The organism is Mesorhizobium sp. M2E.F.Ca.ET.219.01.1.1 (genome assembly GCF_004016445.2).
GTDB lineage: Bacteria > Pseudomonadota > Alphaproteobacteria > Rhizobiales > Rhizobiaceae > Mesorhizobium.
In genome coordinates this window covers 134,942-158,606 of the sequence record NZ_SADT02000005.1, presented here as the reverse complement: position 1 = coordinate 158,606, position 23,665 = coordinate 134,942, and the positions used below count along the sequence as shown (strand labels likewise).

Annotated in this window: 17 protein-coding genes; 8 read left to right on the top strand and 9 right to left on the bottom strand. The window is 62.4% G+C overall.

Annotation, left to right across the window (positions count from 1 at the left end; genetic code table 11):
• Window positions 1–108 precede the first annotated feature (108 nt).
• Complete coding sequence (locus EN862_RS23675; protein WP_127865968.1) at window positions 109–2,964, bottom strand: winged helix-turn-helix domain-containing protein; 2,856 nt, start codon at window positions 2,962–2,964, stop codon at window positions 109–111.
• 223 nt (window positions 2,965–3,187) lie between these two features.
• On the opposite strand from EN862_RS23675, the gene EN862_RS23670 reads away from it, so the two are divergent.
• The 4 genes from EN862_RS23670 to EN862_RS23655 all read left to right on the top strand — a co-directional run bounded on the left by EN862_RS23670 (window position 3,188) and on the right by EN862_RS23655 (window position 7,321).
• Window positions 3,188–4,549: an epoxide hydrolase family protein gene (locus tag EN862_RS23670; RefSeq protein ID WP_127865967.1), complete on the top strand. Its 1,362-nt coding sequence runs from the start codon at window positions 3,188–3,190 to the stop codon at window positions 4,547–4,549.
• An 87-nt stretch (window positions 4,550–4,636) separates the two neighbouring features.
• A complete protein-coding gene (locus EN862_RS23665) occupies window positions 4,637–5,953 on the top strand; it encodes an epoxide hydrolase family protein (RefSeq protein ID WP_127865966.1) in 1,317 nt (438 codons plus the stop codon).
• A gap of 54 nt (window positions 5,954–6,007) precedes the next feature.
• Window positions 6,008–6,673, top strand: a complete 666-nt coding sequence (locus EN862_RS23660) for a VOC family protein (protein WP_127865965.1) — start codon at window positions 6,008–6,010, stop codon at window positions 6,671–6,673.
• A gap of 222 nt (window positions 6,674–6,895) precedes the next feature.
• The gene (locus EN862_RS23655) at window positions 6,896–7,321 is read left to right on the top strand and encodes an Ohr family peroxiredoxin (protein WP_127865964.1); all 426 of its coding nucleotides are present in this window, start codon (window positions 6,896–6,898) and stop codon (window positions 7,319–7,321) included.
• Window positions 7,322–7,437: 116 nt separating this feature from the next.
• Here the strand turns inward: EN862_RS23655 and EN862_RS23650 are convergent, their stop codons facing one another.
• A complete protein-coding gene (locus EN862_RS23650) occupies window positions 7,438–10,641 on the bottom strand; it encodes a multidrug efflux RND transporter permease subunit (protein ID WP_127865963.1) in 3,204 nt (1,067 codons plus the stop codon).
• Entirely contained in the window at window positions 10,638–11,744 is a 1,107-nt protein-coding gene (locus tag EN862_RS23645; RefSeq protein ID WP_189401534.1) for an efflux RND transporter periplasmic adaptor subunit, read from the bottom strand. Before EN862_RS23645 ends, EN862_RS23650 begins: the two co-directional genes overlap by 4 nt.
• A 345-nt stretch (window positions 11,745–12,089) precedes the next feature.
• Between EN862_RS23645 and EN862_RS23640 the strand changes: the two genes are divergently transcribed.
• From EN862_RS23640 to EN862_RS23630, 3 genes are all read left to right on the top strand, one after another.
• Window positions 12,090–13,160: a cyclic nucleotide-gated potassium channel gene (locus EN862_RS23640; protein ID WP_127865961.1), complete on the top strand. Its 1,071-nt coding sequence runs from the start codon at window positions 12,090–12,092 to the stop codon at window positions 13,158–13,160.
• A 200-nt stretch (window positions 13,161–13,360) separates the two neighbouring features.
• Window positions 13,361–13,594: a hypothetical protein gene (locus tag EN862_RS23635; protein ID WP_127866338.1), complete on the top strand. Its 234-nt coding sequence runs from the start codon at window positions 13,361–13,363 to the stop codon at window positions 13,592–13,594.
• A gap of 123 nt (window positions 13,595–13,717) precedes the next feature.
• Window positions 13,718–13,918, top strand: a complete 201-nt coding sequence (locus tag EN862_RS23630) for a hypothetical protein (RefSeq protein ID WP_127865960.1) — start codon at window positions 13,718–13,720, stop codon at window positions 13,916–13,918.
• A gap of 237 nt (window positions 13,919–14,155) precedes the next feature.
• Here the strand turns inward: EN862_RS23630 and EN862_RS23625 are convergent, their stop codons facing one another.
• The gene (locus tag EN862_RS23625) at window positions 14,156–17,335 is read right to left on the bottom strand and encodes an amino acid permease (protein WP_210235678.1); all 3,180 of its coding nucleotides are present in this window, start codon (window positions 17,333–17,335) and stop codon (window positions 14,156–14,158) included.
• A 490-nt stretch (window positions 17,336–17,825) separates the two neighbouring features.
• Between EN862_RS23625 and EN862_RS23615 the strand changes: the two genes are divergently transcribed.
• On the top strand, window positions 17,826–18,143 hold the full coding sequence (locus tag EN862_RS23615) for a GYD domain-containing protein (protein ID WP_127865958.1): 318 nt from the start codon (window positions 17,826–17,828) through the stop codon (window positions 18,141–18,143).
• 158 nt (window positions 18,144–18,301) lie between these two features.
• Here EN862_RS23615 and EN862_RS23610 read toward each other — a convergent pair whose 3' ends face one another.
• From EN862_RS23610 to zwf, 5 genes are all read right to left on the bottom strand, one after another.
• Window positions 18,302–19,540 (bottom strand): MFS transporter, encoded by a 1,239-nt coding sequence (locus tag EN862_RS23610; RefSeq protein ID WP_127865957.1) that lies wholly within the window; start codon window positions 19,538–19,540, stop codon window positions 18,302–18,304.
• Between the two features lie 141 nt (window positions 19,541–19,681).
• Window positions 19,682–20,782, bottom strand: coding sequence for an aminotransferase class I/II-fold pyridoxal phosphate-dependent enzyme (locus tag EN862_RS23605; RefSeq protein WP_127865956.1), 1,101 nt, complete (start codon window positions 20,780–20,782; stop codon window positions 19,682–19,684).
• Between the two features lie 107 nt (window positions 20,783–20,889).
• Window positions 20,890–21,351: a MucR family transcriptional regulator gene (locus tag EN862_RS23600; RefSeq protein ID WP_127865955.1), complete on the bottom strand. Its 462-nt coding sequence runs from the start codon at window positions 21,349–21,351 to the stop codon at window positions 20,890–20,892.
• A 207-nt stretch (window positions 21,352–21,558) separates the two neighbouring features.
• Entirely contained in the window at window positions 21,559–22,263 is a 705-nt protein-coding gene (locus EN862_RS23595; protein ID WP_127865954.1) for an ROK family protein, read from the bottom strand.
• Window positions 22,264–22,281: 18 nt separating this feature from the next.
• A complete protein-coding gene (gene zwf, locus EN862_RS23590) occupies window positions 22,282–23,658 on the bottom strand; it encodes a glucose-6-phosphate dehydrogenase (protein ID WP_127865953.1) in 1,377 nt (458 codons plus the stop codon).
• Between the last annotated feature and the right edge of the window lie 7 nt (window positions 23,659–23,665).

Here is a 23,665-nt window from a genome sequence, read left to right as displayed (position 1 = left end):
GATCGCCGCGCCCATCTCGCCTTCAATTCCTGTGACAAATAACAGAGGGACGGGTGTCGATGGCGTCAAGATATGGCGTACGACGCCTCTGGGGAGTGGCTTCAGGTTCTACCCCAGCGTCGTCAGCAGGTGTTTGGCAGCCATAACATCCGCTGTACTCAGGCCTTCGGCAAAGTATGCCGCAACGGGCTGCAAGAGCTCTCGAGCGGCATTGATTTCCCCGCGCCCGGCCATCAGCGTCGTCATATCGATTACGGTCCGCAATTCCCATGCCCGCGCGCCCTGACTGCGGCTCAACTCCAGCGCTTCCATGAGATAGGCGGCAGCTTCGTCGCGGTTGCGTCTCGACTGGAGAAGGAGGCTACCCTTCATCCGCAGCAACTCCGGTAGGTACAATTGGTCGCCGTTCTTTTCGACGAGGCCAAGCGACTCGTCGATCAGCGCGGTCGCTTCGTCTACCTGACCGATCGTCGATAATCCTCTGACCAGCGAGAGGTTGAGCGGAGTCGTGAGCAATTCGTAAGGGGCCGCGTGCAGTTTCTGAAGACAAGTCTGCAGGCCCTCGACACCGCCTTTTGCATCGCCCTGACGGATGGCGACCTCGCTTTTGTATCCTTGGCCGACCAGCAGGTAAGGAGTCATGGAATGGGACTCCGCGCGGGCGATGAGCATGTCGATATAGGCATCGGCGCTCTTCAGGTCCCCGGTCCACAGGAAGACGGAAATCGCCCAGATCAACGCGATCGCCAGTGTCAGGGAATGATCCATGGCGGCAGCTTCGTCGACGGCCTGCCGGGCATGTGTCGCAGCTTGATCCGGATGGCCTTGCAGCCAAAGGTTCCTCGCCAGAATTGCCCTGGCCAGGATTTTGCCTTCGAAGCCCAGATAGATCGTCGTGGTCCGTTGAGAGCGGGGCCCACGGTCGAGCGCCGCTTCCAGCTCTGCGCGCGCCGCCGCGAGGTCACCTCGCAAGTGGAGCGAGATGCCCAGGATCGAGTGTGCAAGCGCGATCGCGACCGAATCCTCCAGACCTGCGGCTGTGGCTGAACAACGTCTCGCAAATTCGAGGGCGGTTACGAAATTGCCCGTCCGCAGATGGAACATGTTAAGCGGACCCAACAGACGCACTCGATCCAGCGGATCGCCGCGCTCCTCTGCAATCGCCAGACTCCTTTCCAGGGCTACACGCGCCCTCTGGCGTCCTCCCCGCATGAACATGAAGGACACGCCGAGGGTTGCCTGGAGATGCATCTCGTCAAGTCCGCCAAGAGCTGCATTGTCGAAAGCCAATATCGCGCGTTCGGACCAGTGGTGACATTCCGGCAACAAGGACATCGCCAGAAAAACCGGCGCGGCAGCGGTGACCAGCCCGATGCCGATGTCGGCGTTGCCGCGGTCGCTGAAGCACCACTGCAGGGCAGCCCGGACGTTGTTGATGGCGGCGAAATGAGGAGCCCGCTCCTCACCGGTTGCCAGTCTCGGCCACTCCATTCCTGTCTGCTCGAGCCATCTTCGAAAGTACGCGGCGTGACGCACTGCCAGATCGGCAGCCTCGGCTTCATCGATCCGGATGTCGAGAACGTAGGCGCGCGTGGTATCGAGGAGCCGGTAGCGTATCATCGCTCCGACCGGACGCGTCGCTACCATCGATTTGGCGACGAGACTGTCCACGGCGCCTAACACGGTCGATCGATCGAGGGTCGCGCTCGTCACCACCTCCAGGGCCGCATCGAGCGTGAAATGACCGACGAATACCGCGAGCCTACGCAACACCACACGCTCAAGGTCGGTCAGGAGCCCAAAGCTCCAATCCAGCGTCGCCTGCAGCGTTTGCTGACGCGGCGGCGCGATCCGGGAACCGAGCCATAGCAGTGTCAGACGTTGGTCAAGAAGTGCGGCGGTCTGTTGCAGCCCATGAGATTCGACGCGCCTTGCCGCCAGTTCGATGGAGAGCGCCACTCCGTCGAGCTTTCGACAGATGCTTGCGATGAGCAGGGCTTCCGCGTCGCCGACGTCCAAACGAGCGCCGCCTGCCACCGCCCGTTCGACGAACAGCTGGGTGGCTGGGAAGGTCTGGACAATGGCCGCCGTTAGTCCAGGCCCGTCGGGCGGATAGGCAAGCGCATTCAACCGATAGATATGCTCGCCGTCGACCCGAAGCGCCTCGCGGCTCGTCGCCAGAATGTGGACATGCGACGCCGCACCGACGATGCTTGCTGCCAAAGGCGCCACCGCATCCAAGAGATGCTCACAGGTATCGAGGATCAAGAGAATCCGCTTGTTCCGCAAGTAAGCAATCAGATTGGGCGTGGCATCTTCTGTCTGAACGGTTAGCCCAAGCATCGAGGCGACTGCTGTCGTGACCAGACCGGGATCACCGATCATTCCCAGATCGACGAACAGCACTGCTCCATAAAATGCGTCGATCAGATGATGCCCGACTGCGATCGCAACGGTGGTTTTGCCGACACCGCCGGCGCCGACGATGGTGACGAACCGCGAAGCATTCAGTTGCGCCGACAGCTTGAGAACGTCCTCATCCCGCCCGACCATTCTGCTCAAGCGGTTTGGAAGATTCGCATGCGGAAACCCGGCGGCGATGATTGGGGCCTCGTCGTGTGAGCCGCTTGATCGCGAAACCGGTGCAACGAAGCAATAGCCGCGCCCCGGAAGTGTCGCGATGTAACGCGCGCCATCCTTTCCATCGCCCAACGCCTTGCGCAGTCCGGTCATGTGGAACCGCAGGCTGCCTTCCTCGACAACCACATCGGGCCAGACCCGCGACATCAGATCCTTCTTGCTGACGACTTCATTCGGGGCGGAAGTCAGTACGATGAGAATTTCAAGGGCGCGCGAGCCAAGCTCTACGGGAGCGCCTTCTCTTGTCAGGAGCCTTTCACCCGCAGCCAAACAGAAAGGGCCGAACGACAGTCCGTCTTTGGCCCGACTTGCCGTTATCGTCATGGCGTCTCTTCTTTTGGGAGCCGCCTGCACCCAGCGCTTCAGTTTAGGTCAAGGAGCGCTCGCGCACCATAGGGAGTCCCACTGCCTGGCGCTTCCTATTTGCTCAAAAAAGCGGCAGGGGGGCAGCGACTAACACGGGCTCACGACGCATAACGGGCTAACTCCACCTCCCAGGGGTACGTCAAGCAGGGCAGATCGCATCCATCAACCCTAGGAGAGTCCCATGAACACGACCAGAACCTCCGAAGCAATCGACCAGGATCGCCGGCGACTTTTGGGCACTGCCGCAGTCGGCATCGCCGCCGCAGGCGCCGCGAGCCTGCTCCCGTCACAAAAGGCCGCCGCATCAACCAGCGATGGCATTCGCCCCTTCACCGTTGGCTTCCCGCAGGAAGAGCTCACCGAGCTTCGCCGGCGCATCATGGCCACGCGCTGGCCCGAGCGCGAGCTCGTATCCGACGAGGCCTCCCGGCGGATCTGGTCGACCCCGGCGTCGGCAGGGCCAACGCAGGGCGTGCAACTCGCCACGATGCAGAAGCTCATGCGGTACTGGGCAACAGAATATGATTGGAGCAAATGCGAGGCGCGGTTGAAGGCGCTCCCGAATTTCGTCACTGAGATCGACGGCCTCGATATCCACTTCATCCATGTGAAATCCAAGCATGAGGGCGCCCTGCCTGTCATCATCACGCATGGGTGGCCCGGTTCGGTCATTGAACTGCTGAAGATCATCGATCCGTTGACCAATCCCACTGCTCACGGCGGTACCGAGGGCGACGCGTTCGACGTGGTTATCCCGTCGATGCCGGGCTACGGCTTTTCCGGCAAGCCCACCGAAACCGGTTGGGATCCACCACGCATAGCGCGGGCGTGGATCGTGCTGATGAAGCGGCTCGGCTACGACCGGTACGTCGCGCAGGGCGGCGATTGGGGAGCACTTATCACCGAACAGATGGCCCTGATCGCACCTCCCGGGCTGGTCGCCATCCACACGAACATGCCGGGGACGATTCCGCCCGAGATCGTGAAGGCGCTTGCCTCCGGCGGCCCGCCCCCTGCCGATCTCGGCCCCGACGAGAAGCGCGCCTACGAGCAGGTGGCGTTTTTCTATAAGAACGGCCTGGGCTACGCCAACGAAATGGCGCTTCGTCCGCAAACGCTCTACGGGATCGTCGATTCACCGGCCGGCCTGGCGGCGTGGATCCTCGATCACGATGCGGATAGCTATGCGCTGATCGCCCGCTCCTTCGACGGAGAGCCGGAGGGCCTTACCCGCGACGACATCCTCGACAACATCACGTTCTACTGGCTGACGAACACGGCGATCTCTTCGGCGCGCCTCTATTGGGAGCACACGCAAACGGCAAAGGCCGGCTTCTTCGACGCCAAGGGCATCACAATTCCTGTCGGCGCCACTGCGAATCCCAGTGAAATCTACACGGCGCCGAAGAGCTGGACTGAACGCGCGTTCCCGAAGCTTCTGCATTACGGCCGCACAGACAAGGGCTGCCATTTCGCGGCCTGGGAACAGCCGAAGATCTTCACCGATGAAGTGCGCGCAACATTCAAGACGTTGCAGACCTGACGTGTCGGCGGGGGATGGCGCGCCGGACGCGCGTCATCTTCCGCCCTGCTATAGCCGCGTAGCGAACTTCCGAAGGGAGCGACTGCAATGAACCCTCTCATCAAGACACTTGCCGCAGTTGCGACTTGCATTGTGCTCGCTACCGGTGCGCTGGCGTTTGGAGTTTGCACCCTCGCCGCGCCCGCCTTGGCAAATCCCGTCGAGGATCGCTCGATCCGGCCCTTCAAAGTTCAGGTGCCGCAAGCGGCGCTCGACGATCTTCGCGGTCGTATTGCCGAAACACGGTGGCCCGACCGGGAGACCGTCGGTGACCAGTCGCAGGGCATTCAGCTCGCGAAGATCAAGCCGCTCGTCGAGTATTGGGGCACGGCCTACGACTGGCGGACAGCGGAAGCGAAGCTGAATTCCCTGCCTCAGTTCACGACCACGATCGACGGCGTTGACATTTACTTCATCCACGTTCGATCGAAACATCCCCATGCCCTGCCGCTGATCATGACGCATGGCTGGCCTGGCTCGGTGCTGGAACTGCTGAAAACGGTCGGCCCGCTCACCGATCCCACCGCGCATGGCGGCAGCCCTGAGGACGCGTTCGACCTCGTACTGCCGTCTCTGCCGGGTTTCGGCTTCTCCGGCAAGCCGACCGAGACCGGCTGGGATACAGATCGCATCGCGCGAGCCTGGGCAGAGCTGATGAAGCGCCTCGGCTACACAAGATATGTCGCCCAAGGCGGCGACTGGGGCTCCCCCGTTTCGAATGCGATGGGCCGCCTGGCCCCTGCAGGACTTCTTGGCATCCATGTCAACCTGCCGGCTGTCGTACCTCCCGAGATAGCTGCTGTGCTCGCCGCCGGCGGACCAGCGCCGGCAGGCCTGACGGCTAAGGAGCGCACGGCATTCGACGCGCTCAGCATGGCCGCCAAGATGGGGAATAGATCCTATGCCACGATGATGGGCGCCCGACCGCAGACGATCGGCTACGCCATCAATGACTCCCCTGTGGGGCTCGCAGCGTGGATGCTCGGGCATCCGGGCTTTTCAGGCTGGACCTACGACAAAAGCGACCCTGAAAAGTCACGGGACGAGGTGCTGGACGACATAACTCTGTACTGGTTGACGAACACCGCCACCTCGTCCGCGCGAATTTACTGGGAGTACGGCGGCGGGCGCAGTCCCGTTTTTGCCCAACCTGAAAAAACGAACGAAGTCTCGCTGCCGGTCGCCATCACGGTCTTTCCGGGGGAAGGCTATCAAGCCCCCGAGACGTGGGCCCGGCGCGCCTATCCCAACCTGATCTACTTCCATGAGGTCGACAAAGGCGGCCACTTCGCCGCGTGGGAGCAGCCGGAGCTCTTCTCCGCCGAGTTGCGCGCTGCCTTCAGGTCGCTGCGGCAAAGAAACTGAACCGACCGAAGGGCCAAAGAAGCATTCCCATCAGACTCAACGCAGGAGGCAGACATGACGATTGCCACTATCCGCCGCGACACCGCAGTCGAGACGCAAAAACCCCACGACATGAAGCTCGAGGTCGTGGTCATTCCAGTTTCTGATGTCGAGCGCGCCAAGCTGTTCTACACAGGTTTGGGTTGGCGGCTGGACGCCGACCTTACAGGCGACGGATTTCATGTCGTCCAGTTTACGCCTCCTGGATCAAACTGTTCGGTTGTCTTCGGCTCGGGCGTTGCACCGGGCCCCTATGCTCGTATCGAGCTCGACATTCTCGAAACCGCTGGTGAACTCGTTGTGTCGGACATAGAGGCGGCACGCGCCGAGCTCGCCGATCGCGGGCTCGATGTGAGCGAAGTGTATCACAATGCCGGTGATAAAGGGCGTGTCAGCGGGCCTGACCCGGAAAGACGCAGCTACGCCTCGTGGGCTTCCTTCCACGATCCGGCCGGAAACAACTGGCTTTTGCAGGAGGTCACTGCGCGAGCGCCAGGCCGCGTCGACGCTGACGGCGCCACATTTATGTCGTCGGTCGAACTCGCGGCCGCACTGCGGCGTGCATCTGTGGCTCATGGCGAGCACGAGCAGCGGACAGGCGGCCAGCGTGATGAGAACTGGCCGGACTGGTACGCCGAGTACATGGTGGCGGAGCAGGCTGGCACCGAGCTTCCGCTCTGAAAGGTTGGGCGCGCAGTGCGCACTCGAACCGCTCGCGCGACAACATCGAAGGCGCTTGTAATGGCAATCGGGCTCCGATTGCCGGTTTTCCAAGGGGCACGAATTTGGCGCAGTCCATGACCTCCGCCGCGGGCCTTCGTTGATGCTGTTATCGAGGTCGATGCCTGATCGAGTTAGCGGTAACCACCCCCGGCGGTCACCGCTGCCAGAAGAAGAATGCCCATGAGCCGCATCGCGAGGGTTGTCTACACGGCCAGGACCGCAACTGCGGGCGGCCGCGAAAATGGCGCCTCGCGCAGTTCCGACGGCCTTCTGGACATCTGGCTTTCGGTGCCCGGATCGGCGCGTATAGGCACCAATCCGGAGCAATTGCTCGCAGCCGGCTGGTCGGCCAGCTTCGCAAGCGCAATCGCATCTGTGGCACACGAGCGAAAAATCGCGCTGCCTGCAGGGGTGAGCATCGAGGCCGAGGTGAATCTGAACCACGGAGAAAACGGCCACTTTCTCAGTGTCCAACTGAATATCGCCGTGCCGGGTGTGGAGCGGGATGTCGTACAAATTCTGGTGGATCAAGCCCACGAGATTTGTCCTTACTCCAAAGCGACACAAGGCAACATCAATGTCGTGATCGTGCCCATGTCGACGTGAATGTCCGCTTTTGACATCCGCGGGATCTTGCCGGCCTCATCTCGTCCGTAGAGATCAGCTTCGCGGCGTCCTGAACGCAGACATCGCAAGCGAGGACCCTGGAGGTCGCGGTTGCGCTACTCGGCGGGCGTCTCCGATGGCGCCTCCGCCGGCCCCGAAGGCTCGGCTTCGGCACGGGGCTTGCGCCCTGAAAACAGCGACCTGAGCGTGACGTAGAATACCGGCGTCAGGAACAGGCCGACGAAGGTGACGCCGAGCATGCCAGAGAACACCGCGGTGCCGAGCGACTGTCGCATTTCCGCGCCCGGGCCCGTTGCGATCATCAGCGGCACGACACCGAGGATGAACGCGAACGCGGTCATCAGGATCGGCCGCAGCCTGAGCCGGCAGGCTTCGACGGCAGCTTCGGCGGCCGACAGGCCGCGTTCCTGCGCCTGCCGCGCGAATTCGACGATCAGGATCGCGTTCTTGGCGGCAAGCCCGATCAGCACGATGAGGCCGATCTGCACGAGGATGTTGTTGTCCAGCCCTCGGAAAGTCACGCCGAGCAACGCCGCGAGAACGCCGAGCGGCACCACCAGCACAATGGCGAACGGCAGCACCCAGCTTTCATATTGCGCCGCCAGCGCCAGGAATACGAACAGGACCGACAGTCCGAAGATATAGACTGCGGCATTGCCGGTGTTGCGCTCCTGATAGGCGAGCTCGGTCCATTCATAGGAGGTACCCGCCGGCAGCGTCTTTGCCGCAATCCCTTCCATCAATGCCAGCGCGTCGCCCGTGGAAACGCCGGGCGCGGCGTTGCCCTGCAGCGGCACCGAGACGTACATGTTGTAGCGCTGGACCAGCGCTGGGCCGGTGACGTCGCGGATCTCGATCAACGTGCCGAGCGGAACCAGCGCGCCGGTCGCCGAGCGAACCTTCAGTTTCAAGATGTCGGCGCGATCGAGCCGGAACGCCTGGTCGGCCTGCGCCCGCACCTGGTAGACGCGCCCGAAAGCGTTGAAGTCGTTGACATAGGCCGTGCCCAGATTGATCGACAGCGTCTCGAAGATGTTGGGGATCGGCACGTTCAGGATGCGCGCCTTGTCGCGATCGATCGCCAGGAAGAATTGCGGGCTCGACGCGGAGAACGTGGTGAACACGCCCATCAGCCCCGGCGTCTTGTTGGCCTTGCCGGCGATCTCGTAGGCAAGCGCCAGGATCTGCCGCATGTCGGCGCTGTTGCGCTCCTGGATCTGCAGCTTGAAGCCGCCGGCATTGCCGACGCCGCGAATCGGCGGCGGCGGCAGTGCTATGATGAAGGCTTCCTTGATGCTTTGCAGGCTGCCGAACAGATTGCCGATGACCTTGGTCGCCGACTGGCCGGCTTTCAGCCGCTCGTCAAACGGCTTGAACCTGGCGAAGATCACGCCCTGGTTGCTGGCGTTGGTGAAGGTCGCGCCGGAGAAGCCGGCGAAGGCGACTGCGTAGTCGACGCCTGGCGTTTTCTGAATGATCTGCGACGCCTGCTGGATGACAGCATCGGTCCTCGACAGCGAGGCGCCGTCCGGCAACTGGACGACGACGATCGCATAGCCCTGGTCGAGCGACGGAATGAAACCGCGCGGCACCACCTGCGCCATGTAGACCGTGGCGGAGATCAGGGCCGCGAAAACCGCCAGCATGGCGGCGATCGTTATCCACGAGCCGACCAGCACGCGAATGATGCTCGAATACCAATGGGCGACCCTGTCGAAGCCGCGATTGAACCCGTCGGCGAGCGCGCGTCCAAACCGCGCCAGGAAAAAGCGCGGCGGCGCCGCTGCGGCGTGGTGCGGCTTGAACAGCAGTGCGGCCAGCGCCGGCGAAAGCGTCAGCGAATTGAATGCCGAGATCGCCGTCGACACCGCGATGGTGATCGCGAACTGCAGGTAGAACTGCCCGGAAATGCCGGGGATGAAGGCTGTCGGCACGAACACGGCTATCAGCACCAGCGAGATCGCGATGATGGCCGTCCCGACTTCGTTCATTGTGAGGTGCGACGCCGGATTGGGCGCCAGCCCACTGGCGATATTGCGCTCGACGTTCTCGACCACGACGATCGCATCGTCGACGACGATGCCGATCGCCAGAACGAGGCCGAACAGCGTCAGCATGTTGAGCGAGAAGCCGGCGGCGTAAAGCACAGCCAGCGTGCCGATCAGCGACACGGGGATCGCCACGATCGGCACGATCGCCATGCGCCACGACTGCAGGAAGACGATGATGACGATGATGACCAGCAGCATCGCCTCGAGGATCGTCTTGTAGACCTCCTGGATCGACTCGGCGACGAACTCGGTCGGATTGTAGACGATGTCGTAGCTCAACCCCTTCGGGAAGTCGCGGGAAAGCTCCTTCATCTTGTCCTGGATCTCCGCGGCCGCGGCGAGCGCATTGGTGCCCGGCCGCTGGAAGATGGCGAGCGCCACCGCCGGTTTGCCGTTGAGATAGGAGTTGGTGACGTAATCCTTGGCGCCGAGCTCGATGCGCGCCACGTCCTGCAGCGAGATCAGGCGGCCGTCGTCGGTCGATTTGACGATCACGTATCGGAAGTCGCGGGCGTCGTTGAAGCGGCCTTGCGTGGTGACCGTGTACTGGAACGCCGTGCCGGTGCCGGTCGGCGGCGCGCCGATCGAGCCGCCCGACACCTGGACGTTCTGGTCGCGCAGCGCCTGCACCACATCGCCCGAGGTCATCCCCAGGGCGGACAGTTTTTCCGGATCGAGCCAGATGCGCAGCGAATATTCGCGTTCGCCGAAGATGATGAGGTCGCCGACGCCGTCTAACCTGAGCAGTATGTCACGCACCCGCGAGCGGGCGTAGTTCGAGACGTAGAGCTGGTCGTAGGTGTTGTCGGGCGACAACATGTGCACGACCATCATCAGGTCGGGCGAGCTCTTGGTGGTGGTGATGCCGAGGCGGCGGACTTCTTCGGGCAGGCGCGGCTCGGCGACCGACACGCGGTTCTGCACAAGCACCTGCGCCTTGTCGAGATCGGTGCCCAGCTTGAAGGTGATGGTGAGCGCCATCGACCCGTCGCCCGACGAATAGGACGACATGTAGAGCATGCCCTCGACGCCGTTGATCTCCTGCTCGATCGGCGTTGCCACCGTCGCTGCGACCGTCTGGGCGTCGGCGCCCGGATACTGCGCGCGAACGACGATGGTCGGCGGCGCGATCTCGGGATATTGCGCGACCGGTAGCTGGGTATAAGCAATGCCGCCGAGGATCAGCAGGACGATCGAAACGACCGACGCGAAGATTGGGCGGTCGACGAAGAAATGCGCGAACCTCATTGCTGCAACCCGGCGGTCTCGACCTTGGGCGGCAACGTCACCATCTCGACCTTCACCTTGGTGCCGGGCCTGGCGTGCATCAGCCCGTTGACGATGATCGTCTCGCCGCCGGTCAGGCCCGAGCGGATCACCCGGTAGCCGTCGAGAAGCGGTCCGGTGCGCACGGGCTTCGCCGACACCATTCCGGCCTCGTCGACCAGGAAGACGATGCGGCGATCCTGATCGGCGCCGATCGCCTCGTCGGGCACCAGCACGCCGCTATGCGGCAGCGACCCCGGCACGTTGATGCGTCCGAACATGCCTGGCTGGAGAATGCCGTCGGGGTTGGCAAACTTCGCACGCACCCGCATGGTGCCGGTCGCGTTGTCGATCCGGTTCTCGGCAAAATCGAGCTTGCCCTTGAACACCGCCTCCGCGCGGTCGGCGACATGAACCTCCACATCGAGGCCGCCGGCGCCTTCCTGCATGCTGCCGCCACGCGCCTTCGCGTCGCGGGCGTAGCTGAAATACAGGCGCTCATCGACGTCGAAATAGAAGTCGATCGGGTCGCGCGTGACGATGGTCGTCAGCAAGGTGGAATCCGGCTGCACGAGGTTGCCGACCGACACCAGCCGGCGGTCGATGCGGCCGGACAAGGGCGCCTTGATCTCGGTGAATTCCATGTTCAGGCTGGCCGTCGTCAGCGCGGCCGTCGCGCCCTGCATCTGCGCCTGCGCCGCAAGGTATTCCCGCCGGCGGTCGTCGACGGTGGCGGGCGAGATGTTGCCGGTCTTGGCAAGTTCGTTGGCGCGATCCAGCTGCATCTTGGTGAATTCAAGCAGGCTCTTGGCGACGTCCACTTGCGATTTGGCGGCATCATAGGCGGCCTGGTACGGACGCTGGTCGATGGTGAAGAGCAGGTCGCCCTTGTTGACCAGCGCGCCGTCCTGGAAGCTGACCTTGTCCAGATAGCCGCTGACGCGCGAACGGATGGCGACCTGGTCGACGGCTTCGAAGCGCCCGACGAACTCGTCGTCCTCGACGATGTCACGCACCACCGGCTTGGCCGCCGTCACCACGGGTAGCTGCTGGTCCTGCGCAAATGCAGTGCTGCTGAAAGCCATGCCGAGCAGGAATGCCGCCGAGACGGCGGCGCGGGCCAGCCAGCCGGCCGATCGACGGGGTCGGCCGTCCGCGTCGCAACGCAATTGCCCATTCCCTGTGGTGTCCATTTGCGTCCCCGCTCGCTGGACCGGAGGTCGGTTGATCCGCTTCTACGCTCAGGCTTCTCGTCGAGATTTGAGCACTGCGGTATTGTGCATAGCAACATGATCATTTTCCATGTGGGCAGAAATGTCCACCCTGTGGCTGCCGTTTGGTGATGATGCACGCTGCGGCGAGAGCAAGCACCGTTGCGCTTGCCTTTAAGGCATCTATTTTGGAAGGTGGTCGCGGCTGGTGGGCGCAGAATGTCGGTACTGCCTTTCTTGAGAATTTACGCGCCGCTCAATGCGGTGCTGGCTGCGCCTGGGCTTCTGGCGGTGGCTGGGCTCACGATACCGGACATATCCGGACGAAGCAGGCTGGCTCTGACCGCGGTACTCGTCGTCGTTTGGGGCGCCTATCTCCTGCAAATGGCCGCGACGCTGCTCAAGCGCCGGGCGGGAGACGTCAGGGACAGGACGCCGGCAATCACCATCGATGTGCTCGCGGTCCTGGTTCCACTCGCCGCTTTTCTGCTCATTGGCACCTCCGACTGGAGCCTGTACTGTGGTGTCTGGCTGCTGAAACCGCTGCGCGACTCGACTTTCTTCCCGGTGCTGGGCAGGGTGCTGGCCAACGAAGCGCGCAACCTGATCGGCGTCACCACGCTCTTCGGCGTCGTTCTGTTCGGCGTCGCCCTCGCGGCCTATGTCATCGAGCGCGATATCCAACCGGAAAAGTTCGGCAGCATCCCCCAGGCAATGTGGTGGGCGGTGGTTACGCTGTCCACCACCGGCTATGGCGACGAGATTCCGCAAAGCTTCGCTGGTCGCGTCCTCTCTGGGGCTGTCATGATGAGCGGCATCGGCATCTTCGCGCTCTGGGCCGGCATTCTTGCTACCGGCTTCGCTCAGGAAGTCCGTCGCGGGGATTTCGTTCGCAATTGGCAATTGGTCGCCGCCGTGCCGTTGTTTCAGAAACTTGGCCCGGCCGCGCTGGTCGAGATCGTGAGCGCGTTACGACCTCGCACGGTACCGGCGGGCGCCGTGATCTGCCGCAGCGGCGAGCCCGGTGATCGGATGTTCTTCGTCGTGGAGGGGCGCGTCAGCGTCGCGGCACCGAAGCCGGTGGAACTCGGCCCCGGCGCCTTCTTCGGCGAGATGGCGCTGATCACTGGTGAACCGCGCATGGCGACCGTCAGCGCCGCAACAGCGGTGTCACTCCTGTCATTGCACTCGTCGGATTTCCAGATGCTGTGCAGCAGCAGCCCGGAGATCGCTGAAATCATCCGCACGACCGCGCTTGAGCGGCGCGGCGCAGCGCAGCCGTCCGCATAAGTGCCGTTGCACTATCTCCTTGTTTTTACGCAATTCCGGACGGAAAACCGCTCACACTTTTCCTGGAATTGCTCTAAAGGTCCGAGGCGCTGGCGAATGGATCGGGCTTCGCCACCGGCGCTGTGCACAGGCAGTCTCATCGGTATCGGCGCAGCCGCGAATCTGTGCTAAGGCGCCGCGGGATCAACCAAAGGAAGACACTGTTGAACGAACTGACCCTGGCCGAAGCGATCGAAAATATCTATGCCTCGCTCCGAGCGGACAACGCCGACCTCGATGCGCATATCGCGACCCTCAAGGCGGCGCTGGCCCGAGAGGGGAAGAAGCAGGCGGTGTTCGATCCGGCCAGGCTGGTGCAGAACAACCGCGCCGGGCGCAAGTTGATGCAGGCCTATTTTCGGCAGCGCGGCGTCAGTGTGAGCTTTTCGGAGTAGAGGGTCCCCGCGCGGGTGATCTGCGGGTGATCTCAAGCACCGTCGGCTGACGACGCTGAAACCTATCGCAACTAAGCCTTCCGCACGGCGACAATGCCTGGGGCATCCGACTTGGCGTGACCGATGATCGGCGGTCCAAAGTCGGAAAAAGCTTGGTCAACGCGCTTTACACACAAGCTTTCTCGCCTCCCTCTCAAGTCGGGCGTGATTGTTGCCGTGCTGCCGCATGAGCATCCTCGCTTCAGGCATCGTGAGATGGAATTTTCTGGCGAAGTGGGCGACTTCGCATGCGTCTTCCATGAGCTCTGGTTCGCGGCGCTCTGAATAGTGTTCGACCTGATGCATGGCTGTTTCCTCCTGGTCAAAAGGAACAGCGGCGCCGATCGAATGTTCCGGGTCCCTTGTTCAGCAACCACTAACAATGCGTCCACGCTCTGACCGTCGTCTGTAGCAGGCCGCTCCAGGGTTCCCGTGAGCCGCCTTTCAGCGTCGCTCACCTCCAACGGCCACGGGTGAAACCCCGAAAACAAAGTCACGGCGCGGCTTTGTTTTCGCCAGACTTCACCGTTTCCTCTCAGAGCGACGGGGGATCTCTATTATTTCCCGACGGGCTGGCCCTCGAACAACCCCAGCATTGGCCTTGGCCGTCAAACCGGAAAAGGTCTCGATGGACGCAGGCCAGCCTACCAGGTAGCCCTGAACTTCGACACAGCCCTCCCGGGCAAGGAAGGAACGCTGAGCTTCGGTTTCGACGCCCTCGGCGATAACGGGCACGCCGAGAGCGGACCCTAGGCCTATGACGGTACGCACGATGGCTGCCGCTTGGTCACTGGTCGCCACATCGACAATGAAACTGCGATCTATTTTGATTTTGTCGAACGGAAACGACCGCAATGAGGAAAGAGAAGCATAGCCAGTGCCGAAGTCGTCCATTGCAATCTTGACACCCAGGGATTTGAGCCGACGCAGGATAGACAGAGTCCGCTGGGGGTCGTTTATGAGAACCCCTTCAGTGATTTCGAACTCCAGACGGGCAGGAGCGAGCCCCGTTTCGAGTAAAATCGAGTGGACGAGGTTCACCAGGTCCCCATGTTGAAACTGCACCGGCGACAGGTTAACCGCGATCTTCAGAGGAGCGAACCACGCTGCAGCCTCACGACAAGCGCGTCTGAGCACCCATTCGCCGATCGAAACGATCAAACCATTCTTCTCGGCCAACGGAATAAAGTCGTTGGGAGGGACGAGGCCTAGCCTTTCGTGGCGCCACCGCAGAAGAACTTCAAATCCGAACACCTTTCCATCAATTGTGGCTTGTGGCTGGTAATGCAGCATCAATTCATCCCGTTCGAGCGCCGATCGAAGGTCAAGCTGCAGCGCCAGCTGTTCGCGCAGATGGCGATCCATCTCCGGTTCGAAAAAGCGGGCATTTAGTCGACCTTCCGCTTTCGCGCGGTAAAGCGCCGCATCGGCATTCGCCACAAGCGTCCCGGCATCGCTTCCGTCTTTGGGAAACACGGCGATCCCGATGCTCAATCCAATGCGCAGTTTTTGACCTTCAATATCGAAGGCATCATCGGCCGTGGCCAGCAGTCTGCCAGCTAGTTGCTCGAGCGGTTCAAGCGAAATTGGATGTGCCGCAATCAAAGTGAATTCGTCGCCCCCGACTCTTGCCAGGAAAGCATCCTGCGAGGCGATTGTGAGGCGCAGCGCGGCTTCCTTCAGTAGCTCGTCGCCAATGGCATGTCCGAAAACGTCGTTGACCTCCTTAAAATTGTCCAGGTCCATACAAAAGACCGCGAAGGTCTCGCCGCTAGCAATCGACTGTTCGAAGGTCAGGGCCAAATGTTTGGCAAATGCTACCCGATTTGGCAGGCCGGTGAGCGCATCGTGATGAGCGAGATGAACGATGCTCTGATACGACGCATCGAGTTGGCTTCGCGCCAAGGAAAGATTGTCTCTGGCGTCATCGAGGCTATGAGCGGCCTGGAGAACTTCCTGCTGCATTAGATTGAAGCTTTCCGCCATCTCGCCGATTTCATCCCTCGAATGAATGGAAACCGGCGTGATGTTGACGGAGGCGTGGGCTGCACCAAGGTCACCGCGACCGAGGGCCACCATAGCTCGACTGAAGTCACGAAGCGTACCGGAGGTGAGCCGCTTGGCAGCCTCGCTGATTTCGGTTGCCGAGTGCGCAATCATCCCTGGCAGAACCAGTCCGACGCTGATGGTCAACATCGCCACCGCGACAAAGATGTCCTCGAGCGCCGCTATCAGAGCGCCATGTTCGGCCGAGACAGTGCTTACCGCGATGACGTAGCCAGCGGCGTCCAGCGCCAGAACCAGCAACATAGCGCCGGTCAGCTTAAGATGCAGCGACTGCCCGACCGCCGGCAACCCTGCGCGGAGCCGATCCTCGATTGTTCGCCATGCGTAGAGGGCGGCCCCCGAATAGGCCATGACGAGACCGACAATGACCGTAGGGAGTCCGAACTGCTGAAACCCGAGCAAAGCGGCTAGCATCCATATCCCGGAGGCAACCAAGCCAAGCACAATGGCTCCCTTCGGGGCTCGATAAGGTCGGTCGACCGAAGGATAGTCGCGGCGCAAAAGCCAGGCCGCGACATTGGGCAGGCAAATTCCGATCAAATAGGTAAAATTCGCCGCCGCGATCAGCCATATCGGATCGCCTATGACAAGGAACAGGATAGCCATTGAGGCTGTCAGCAACGTCGCCGCCCATGGACAATCCGTCGCCGAACGTCGGCCGAGGAACCGCGGCAGCAGCCCGTCCTCGCTCAGCTGCGCCAAGGTCCGAGAGGCGCCCGCCAGCGGCTGCATCGTTCCATGGAACATGTTGAGCATCATGAACCAGATAGCGGCTGCCTTGCCAAAACTGCCAAGCAGGGGGGCAAAGGCAGGGCCCAGAGCGACAGCCAGGTCCATGCCCAGCGGCTGAGACCCCAACGCACCCAACCAGACAATTGGCAGGACAATGAAGTAAAGTCCGGCCATTGCGGCGCTTGCAAACACCGCACGAGGAACGTTGCGGTTCGGGTCGACTGTTTCGCCGACATGGCATGTCGCCGCTTCAAACGCGGGGGCCGCAAACCCGACCAGATAAAGGCCGGCCATTATCGAGGTCAGATCTCCAAACCAGCCTGCGAAGGGTGACGTTAAAGCGAAGGTCGTCGCCTGCCGCCAATCGACGTTGCCCGAGAGGATCGGGATGATCGCGGCCGCGAATGCCAGGAAGGCCGAACCCGTGGCTATCGGAACGACTAGCCGAGAGACCCATTTTATTCCGCATAGATTGACTGCGGTGAAGCACACGACCAACGCGCAGGCCACGAACTCGACGGGAATATCCGGCAGGTACCATTGCTGTATTGCCGACGCCGAAAGCAGTGCCGTCAAGCCACAGGTTGGAACCCAACCCCACCAATAGCATGTACCGGCCAAACCTGAGAGAACCGGACTGTACGGTCGGAATGCCTCTGAACACGTCGCCGCGATGCCGCCCACGCGGTCGGGCCATAGTAATATCAGCTCTATCCACGCTGGCGCGGCTGCCCAACTGAGGATGACGCCCACGATCAGCAAAACAACGGCAGCGCTGCCCTGGCCCGGGATCGCACCCTGGCCGACGAAAAGCGCGGCTATAAGAAACAGGCTTTGGTTGCTGCCACCCATGGCCAGCGCGGTCGTGCCGATCCAACCCAACGATCGGGGATGCGGTCGCAAGGAATGATCCCTTTGCATTCCAGCCGCCAATCTATTCGTGAGCGCTAATCAACGATGCGAGCAAAATCCTTTCGAAGTCCTTAGCGGCAGCAAAGTAGGGATCTCTCGGCGGCCTAGTTAGTCGCTACCACGGTATAGTCGGACGGCAGCTTCCATTGCGCGCGGCACGCATCCGGTGTCATGCCGTTACCGGCACTGCGTGGCGCTCGGCGATTTGAACTTCACGCCATCTTCCAGGCAGATGATGAAATCGGGCTTTCATCGACCTTATGCCGGCATCGCGGCGGGCCTGCGGGACAGCGCGGCAAGACGGCCTGGCGCGCCTCATGTCGGTCGTTCAGTGAACTTTGCCGCCGCCTCCAAGCGCACGTCCTGAGACGCGCCCGAAGCCGCTTGCCCGGTAAGCGCACATTGACGACCTATTCCGCGATCCAATTGCAGGCTGTATCCTACCTGCTGTCACCACGAACTTTGAAAGTGAGGAGCCGCGATGCCGAAATATCTCGTCCAGGGTTCTTACACGGACCAGGGTCTCAAGGGCTTGCTGAAGGAGGGCGGTTCGAAACGGCGAATGATGGTCGAGAAACTCGCCGAGGAGATCGGCGGCAAACTCGAAGTGTTCTATTTCGCCTTTGGCAGCGACGACTTCGTTGTTATCCTTGACCTGCCGAGCAACATTGACATGGCTGCGACCGCTATTGTCGCTCAGGCCAGCGGCATGGTGAAGTCTCGGGTCACGGTGCTCATGGATCCGAAGGATGTGGACCAAGCCGTTCAAAGGAAGGTCGACTTCCGCCCACCATTGTAGGTTTGGGACGCGAAGGACCGCGTCCAGTAGCTGAACACCAGCTTGTCGAAGGCTCCGACCGATACCGGGCTGTCGGTTCCCGGTCCCATCCCGGTCGTCGTCGGCCCGGCGTGATTCAGCCCGAACGTCGGACTCTGTGGCTTAGATCCAGCGCCTAATCAATTCCGGCTGTTGAGATGCCTTACCCGCCGCAGCGCCGGGAACAGCCAGGCCCACAGACCGGCGACCGCGATGGCGCCGATGCCGCCGATCACCACGGCGGGAACCGTGCCGATCAGCGCCGCCATCGTGCCGGCGCGGAATTCGCCGACCTCGTTCGAGGCGCCGACGAAGACCTGGTTGACGGCGTTGACGCGGCCGCGCACCTCATCCGGTGTCCAGAGCTGGATCAGCGTCTCGCGGATGTAGACGCTGAACATGTCGGTGGCGCCGAGCAGAGCGAGTGCCAGGATCGACAGCCAGGTGATGGTCGAGACGCCGAACAGCACGGTGAAGGCGCCGAACAGCGCGACGAAGCCCAGCATGATCTTGCCGGCATGGTCGCGGATCGGATGGCCGGCAAGCCAGACGGCGACGCAGATGGCGCCGATGCCGGGCGCCGAGCGCAGCAGGCCTAGGCCCCACGGGCCAAGCTCCAATATGTCGCGCGCATAGACCGGCAGCAGCGCCGAGGCGCCGGACAGAAGCACAGCGAAGAGGTCGAGCGAGATCGCGCCGAGCACTATCTTCTCGCTCCAGATATAGCCGAAGCCGGCAAACAGCGTCTGCATCGTCGGCTTGTCGGTGGCCGTCTGCTGCGCCGGCTTCGGAATGGTGAAGATGAGCACGGCGGCGGCAAGCATCAGGATGGCGGCGGTGGCGTAGGCGACCTCCGCCGAAACGCCGTAGAGCAGGCCGCCGGCGACGGGGCCGACGATGGTCGCCGTCTGCCAGGCCGACGAATTCCAGGCGATCGCGTTGGCGAAATCCTCCTGCGGCACCAGATTGGCGAACAGCGAGGACGAAGCCGGGCCGTAGAAGGCCCGCGCAATGCCGAACATCACCAGCACGATGAAGATCGGCAGCGGGCCATGCAGGCCGCGCTGCGTCAGAAGCAGCAAGGCCAAGGCGCAGCCGGCCTCGACCAGCGTAGCCAGCGTCATGATCAGCCGGCGGCCGAAGCGGTCGGCGACGACGCCGGTGACCAGGACCAGAAGCAGCGAAGGCAGGAACTGAACGATGCCGACAATGCCGAGGTCGAACGGGTCGCGGGTCAGGTCATAGACCTGCCAGCCGACAGCGACTGACACGATCATGGTGGCGAAGGTGGTGAGGAAACGGGCCGTCCAGTAGCTGAGGAATGGGCGGTGCCGGAACGCGGCGTAACGCTGGTCGGGTGAAGTTGCTTCGGCGGTCATGATTCGAGAGCCCCGTTGCGACAATAGCCGGCGGGGCACGGTGGGCGCTGGTCCGGCCAGGACCCTTTAGCCCAGTTCGTGCTGCCATGCGCGCAAAAATCCGCGCTGGATCAAAGAAAATCGAATCTTTTGCGCGGCTGCTCAGTCCCGCAACGCGGCGGAGATTGCGTCGAGGCCGCCGCGCAACTCCGCTTCCGTCGGCCAGCCGAAGCCGAGGCGGAAGAAGCGTTTCGGCATCTCGAACCAGTGGCCCGGACCGACATAGGCGCCATGCTGCTCCAGCAGCCTTGTGTAGAAGCGGTCGAGGTCGAAGCCGGCCTCGACATTGAGCCGCGGGAAGCCAACGACGCCGCCTTGCGGGCGCACCCAGTCGACCAACGGCTCGCCGTCGATCCAGGCTTGCACGATGTCGCGGCGCCTGGCCATCTCGGGGAGCAGCGAGGCCAGGAATGCGTCACGGCGTTCGAGCGTGGCGCGCGCGATCGCTTCGTCGATGACGCTGCCGCAGATGCCGATCTGCTCCTTGGCGGCGAGGAAGGTTTCCTGCAGTTGCGGATCGTTGGTTATCAGCCAGCCGATGCGGATACCCGGAATGCCGAAGGCCTTGGACAGCGAGCAGACGCTGATCGCGCTCGGGCTGAGCGAGGCCGCCGCCGGCAGGCGCCCGCCATAGGAGAGGTCGCGATAGGTCTCGTCGACCAGCAGCCGGCATTTGCGGCTCTCCGCAAGCACGACCAGCGCGTCGAGATCGGCGCGGGTCATCATCGTGCCGGTCGGATTGTGCGGGCAGGTGACGCTGATCAGCTTGGTGTTCGGGGGGATCTCGGCCTTCACGCGCTCGACGTCGATGGCAAAGCCTTGGTCGAAATCGAGATCGACATAGGAGATGGCGCAGCCGATCGCCTTCGGCGTCTCGATGTTGGTGGCGTAGTTCGGCCGCACGACGACGAGATGGTCAGCGGGCGACAGCAGCGAAGTCGCAATGATGAACAGCGCGCCGGCCGCGCCGGCCGTCACCAGCACATCGTCGGGAGAAAGGCCCTTGTCCTGCCCCGCGATCAGCGCGCGCAGTTGCTTGTCGCCGCGATGCTCGCCATAGAACAAGGTGAGGTCGGGCAGCGCGAGGCCGATGTCGGAGAGTTTCTGGTCGGCGATCGAGCTTTCGGAGAGATTGTAGCGGATGCGGTCGTAGCCGTATTCCTCCGGCGCTTCCTTTTCGATCAGCATCCTGGCGTAGTTCATGGCTTGCCTCCCCAATCTCCGGTAGTATCAAAGCCACAAAAGCGGAAAGCCTGCCAAGGCAGATTCCTCGGCAGGCTTCCTCAAATCATTGGTGCAGGCGCGCTATTTCAGGCGGGCGCCTTGGCCTTCCTGCCCTTGGTTGGCTTCACCGGTTCCGGCTCCGCCTTGCGGCCGAGGCCGATCGATTTTGCCAGCTGCGAGCGCGAGGCCGCATAATTAGGCGCAACCATCGGGTAGTCGACCGGCAAGCCCCATTTGGTGCGGTAAGCCTCCGGCGTCAGGCCGAAATGCACGCCGATATGGCGCTTGAGCGATTTGAACTTCTTCCCGTCCTCGAGACAGATGATGTAGTCCGGCGTCACCGAGCGCCTGGGGTTGACGGCGGGAACCGGCGGGGGCGCGGCGGGTTCCGTCGGCTGGCTAATCCCGCCGATCGACGAGGCGACGCTGGCGATCAGTCCGCCCAGGTCCGAAGCGGGCAGGCGGTTTTTCGCGACATAGGCAGATACGATGTGAGCAGTGAGCTCGAGCAGGTCGACTTCCTTGGTTGTGCTGGTGTCCTCGTCCACGTAGTTCCTCCATTTTGTGCCGCAATGCCGCGAAACCAGTCCGTATTTCGCGGTGTGTAATATCAAAGCGCTGCGAGCGTTGTTGGCGAATTCGAAAGCCGCAGGGGCCGCAGGCTGGTGAATTCCTAGTCGGCAAATCTGCGCGGCGCAACGTTTTGTAGCGTCAATACACGCCGTTTTGAACAATTATACTGAAATGTAACAATATCAGACGATCAGCGCCTTGTCGCGCCATAGACGAAATCCACCCTCGAAAGCGCGAGTGTTGTCGCCGCGCCGGGATTTTTCAGGCAATTCATCGAGCTTGTCGACATTGCCGCCGCCGATCACGACATAGTCCGGCTGCAAGGCGGCGCGAAGCCTGCCGACCACGTCGAATACGTATTTGCGCCACTTCTTCTTCCCGTGCTTCAGCAGGCCGCGCTCGCCGACATAATCCTCGAAAGTCGCCCCCTTTTTGTAGGGCAGATGGGCAAGCTCCATCGGCTGGCCGACATTCCTGATGATCATGGCGGCGCCCAGGCCGGTGCCGAGGCCGAGGAACAGCATGCGGCCCCCGTCATAGCTGCCGATCGCCTGCATCAGCGCGTCGTTGACGAGCTTCACCGGCTTGCCGAAGGCGGCGGTGAAATCATAACCGTTCCAGCCCTTGCCGAGATTGAAGGGATCGAGCGAGGGCTTGTTGTCCGACACGGGGCCGGGATAACCCATCGAGATCACGTCATAGTCCAGGCCCTCGGCGAGATCCCTGACCGAAGCGACAACCTTGTCGGGCGTCAGGCTCGGGCCGGACGGAACGCGGCGCATCTCGCCGCCGGCGCTGGTGAGGATCTTCACATGCGAGCCGCCGACATCGATGCAGAGCACGATCGGATCGCTGCCCGTCGCGGCGGTCTTTGCTGCCTTCGCCATTTCCCTCCTCCCCGGAAATTATCTGGTCGGATTGATCCAGCCATCGGGCGGGCCGAAACCTTTCATGGCGTCGGCCGGCCCCCAGGTCTTGGGCGCATAGATTGCCGGCGGCGTGGTGTCGCCGAGCACCGGACCGACGATGCGCCAGGCAAGCTCGGCCGCGTCCTGGCGCGTGAACAGCTGGCCATTGCCGTTCATGGCGTCGCCGATCAGCCGTTCATAGGGCGGCATGTCGCCCTTGGTGTCGTCGAGCGCGGTGAGCTCCACCTGTTCGCCGATCATGTCGTCGCCGGGCCTCTTGCGCTGGGCGCCGATCGAGATTGCCACCTGCGGGTCGATGCGGAAGCGCACATAATTGGCGTCGTCCGCCTTGATCGGATCGAAGACGTCGAGCGGCGGCCGCTTCAGCCGCACGATCACCTCGGTGGCGTGCACCGGCATGTTCTTGCCGGCGCGGATGAAGAAGGGCACGTCGCGCCAGCGCCAGGTGTCGACGAAGAAGCGCACCGCGGCGAAGGTCTCGACCGGCGAGTTGGGCCTGACGCCCGGCTCGGCCAGATAGCCGTCGAACTGGCCGCGCACGACATCGTCCCTGGTCAGCGTGCGGATCGCGCGCAGCACCTGCACCTTCTCGTCGATCAGGTCGTCGGCCGAGCGGCCGACCGGTGGCTCCATGGCGAGCAGAAGAAGGATGTTGAGCAGGTGGTTCTCGATGACGTCGCGGATGCAGCCGACATCGTCATAGAATTTGCCGCGGCCCTCGATGCCGAAATCCTCGGCCATGGTGATCTGCACGCTCTCGACGAAATTGCGGTTCCAGATCGGCTCGAGGAAAGAGTTGGCGAAGCGGAAATAGAGCAGGTTCTGGATCGCTTCCTTGCCGAGATAGTGGTCGATGCGGAAGATCGACTGCTCGTCGAACACCAGATGCAGCACCCGGTTCAGCCAGCGCGCCGACTGCAAATCGTGGCCGAAGGGTTTTTCGATCATCAGCCGCGCGCCGCGTGCGGTGCCGGACTGCTCCAACCCCTGCACGACGGTCTCGAACATCGTTGGCGGCACGGCCATGTAGTGCAGCGGGTGTAGCGCCGGACCCAGCGCCGTCCTCAGCTTCTCGAAGGTGGCGCCGTCGCGGTAGTCGCCGCTGACATAGCGCAGCAGCGAGGCGAACTTGGCAAAGACCATGTCGTCGATGCCGCCCAGCGCGGTGACGATGCCGTCGCGGGCGCGGTCCACCAGCTTGGGCAGGTCCCACGGGTCGAAGGCGACGCCGATGATCGGCTCGGTCAGTGTTCCCTTGGCGACCATCTGGTAGAGCGCCGGGAATATCTTCTTGTGCGCAAGGTCGCCGGTCGCCCCGAAAAGCACCAGCGTGTCGGACCTCTCCTGGCTCATGCCGTTT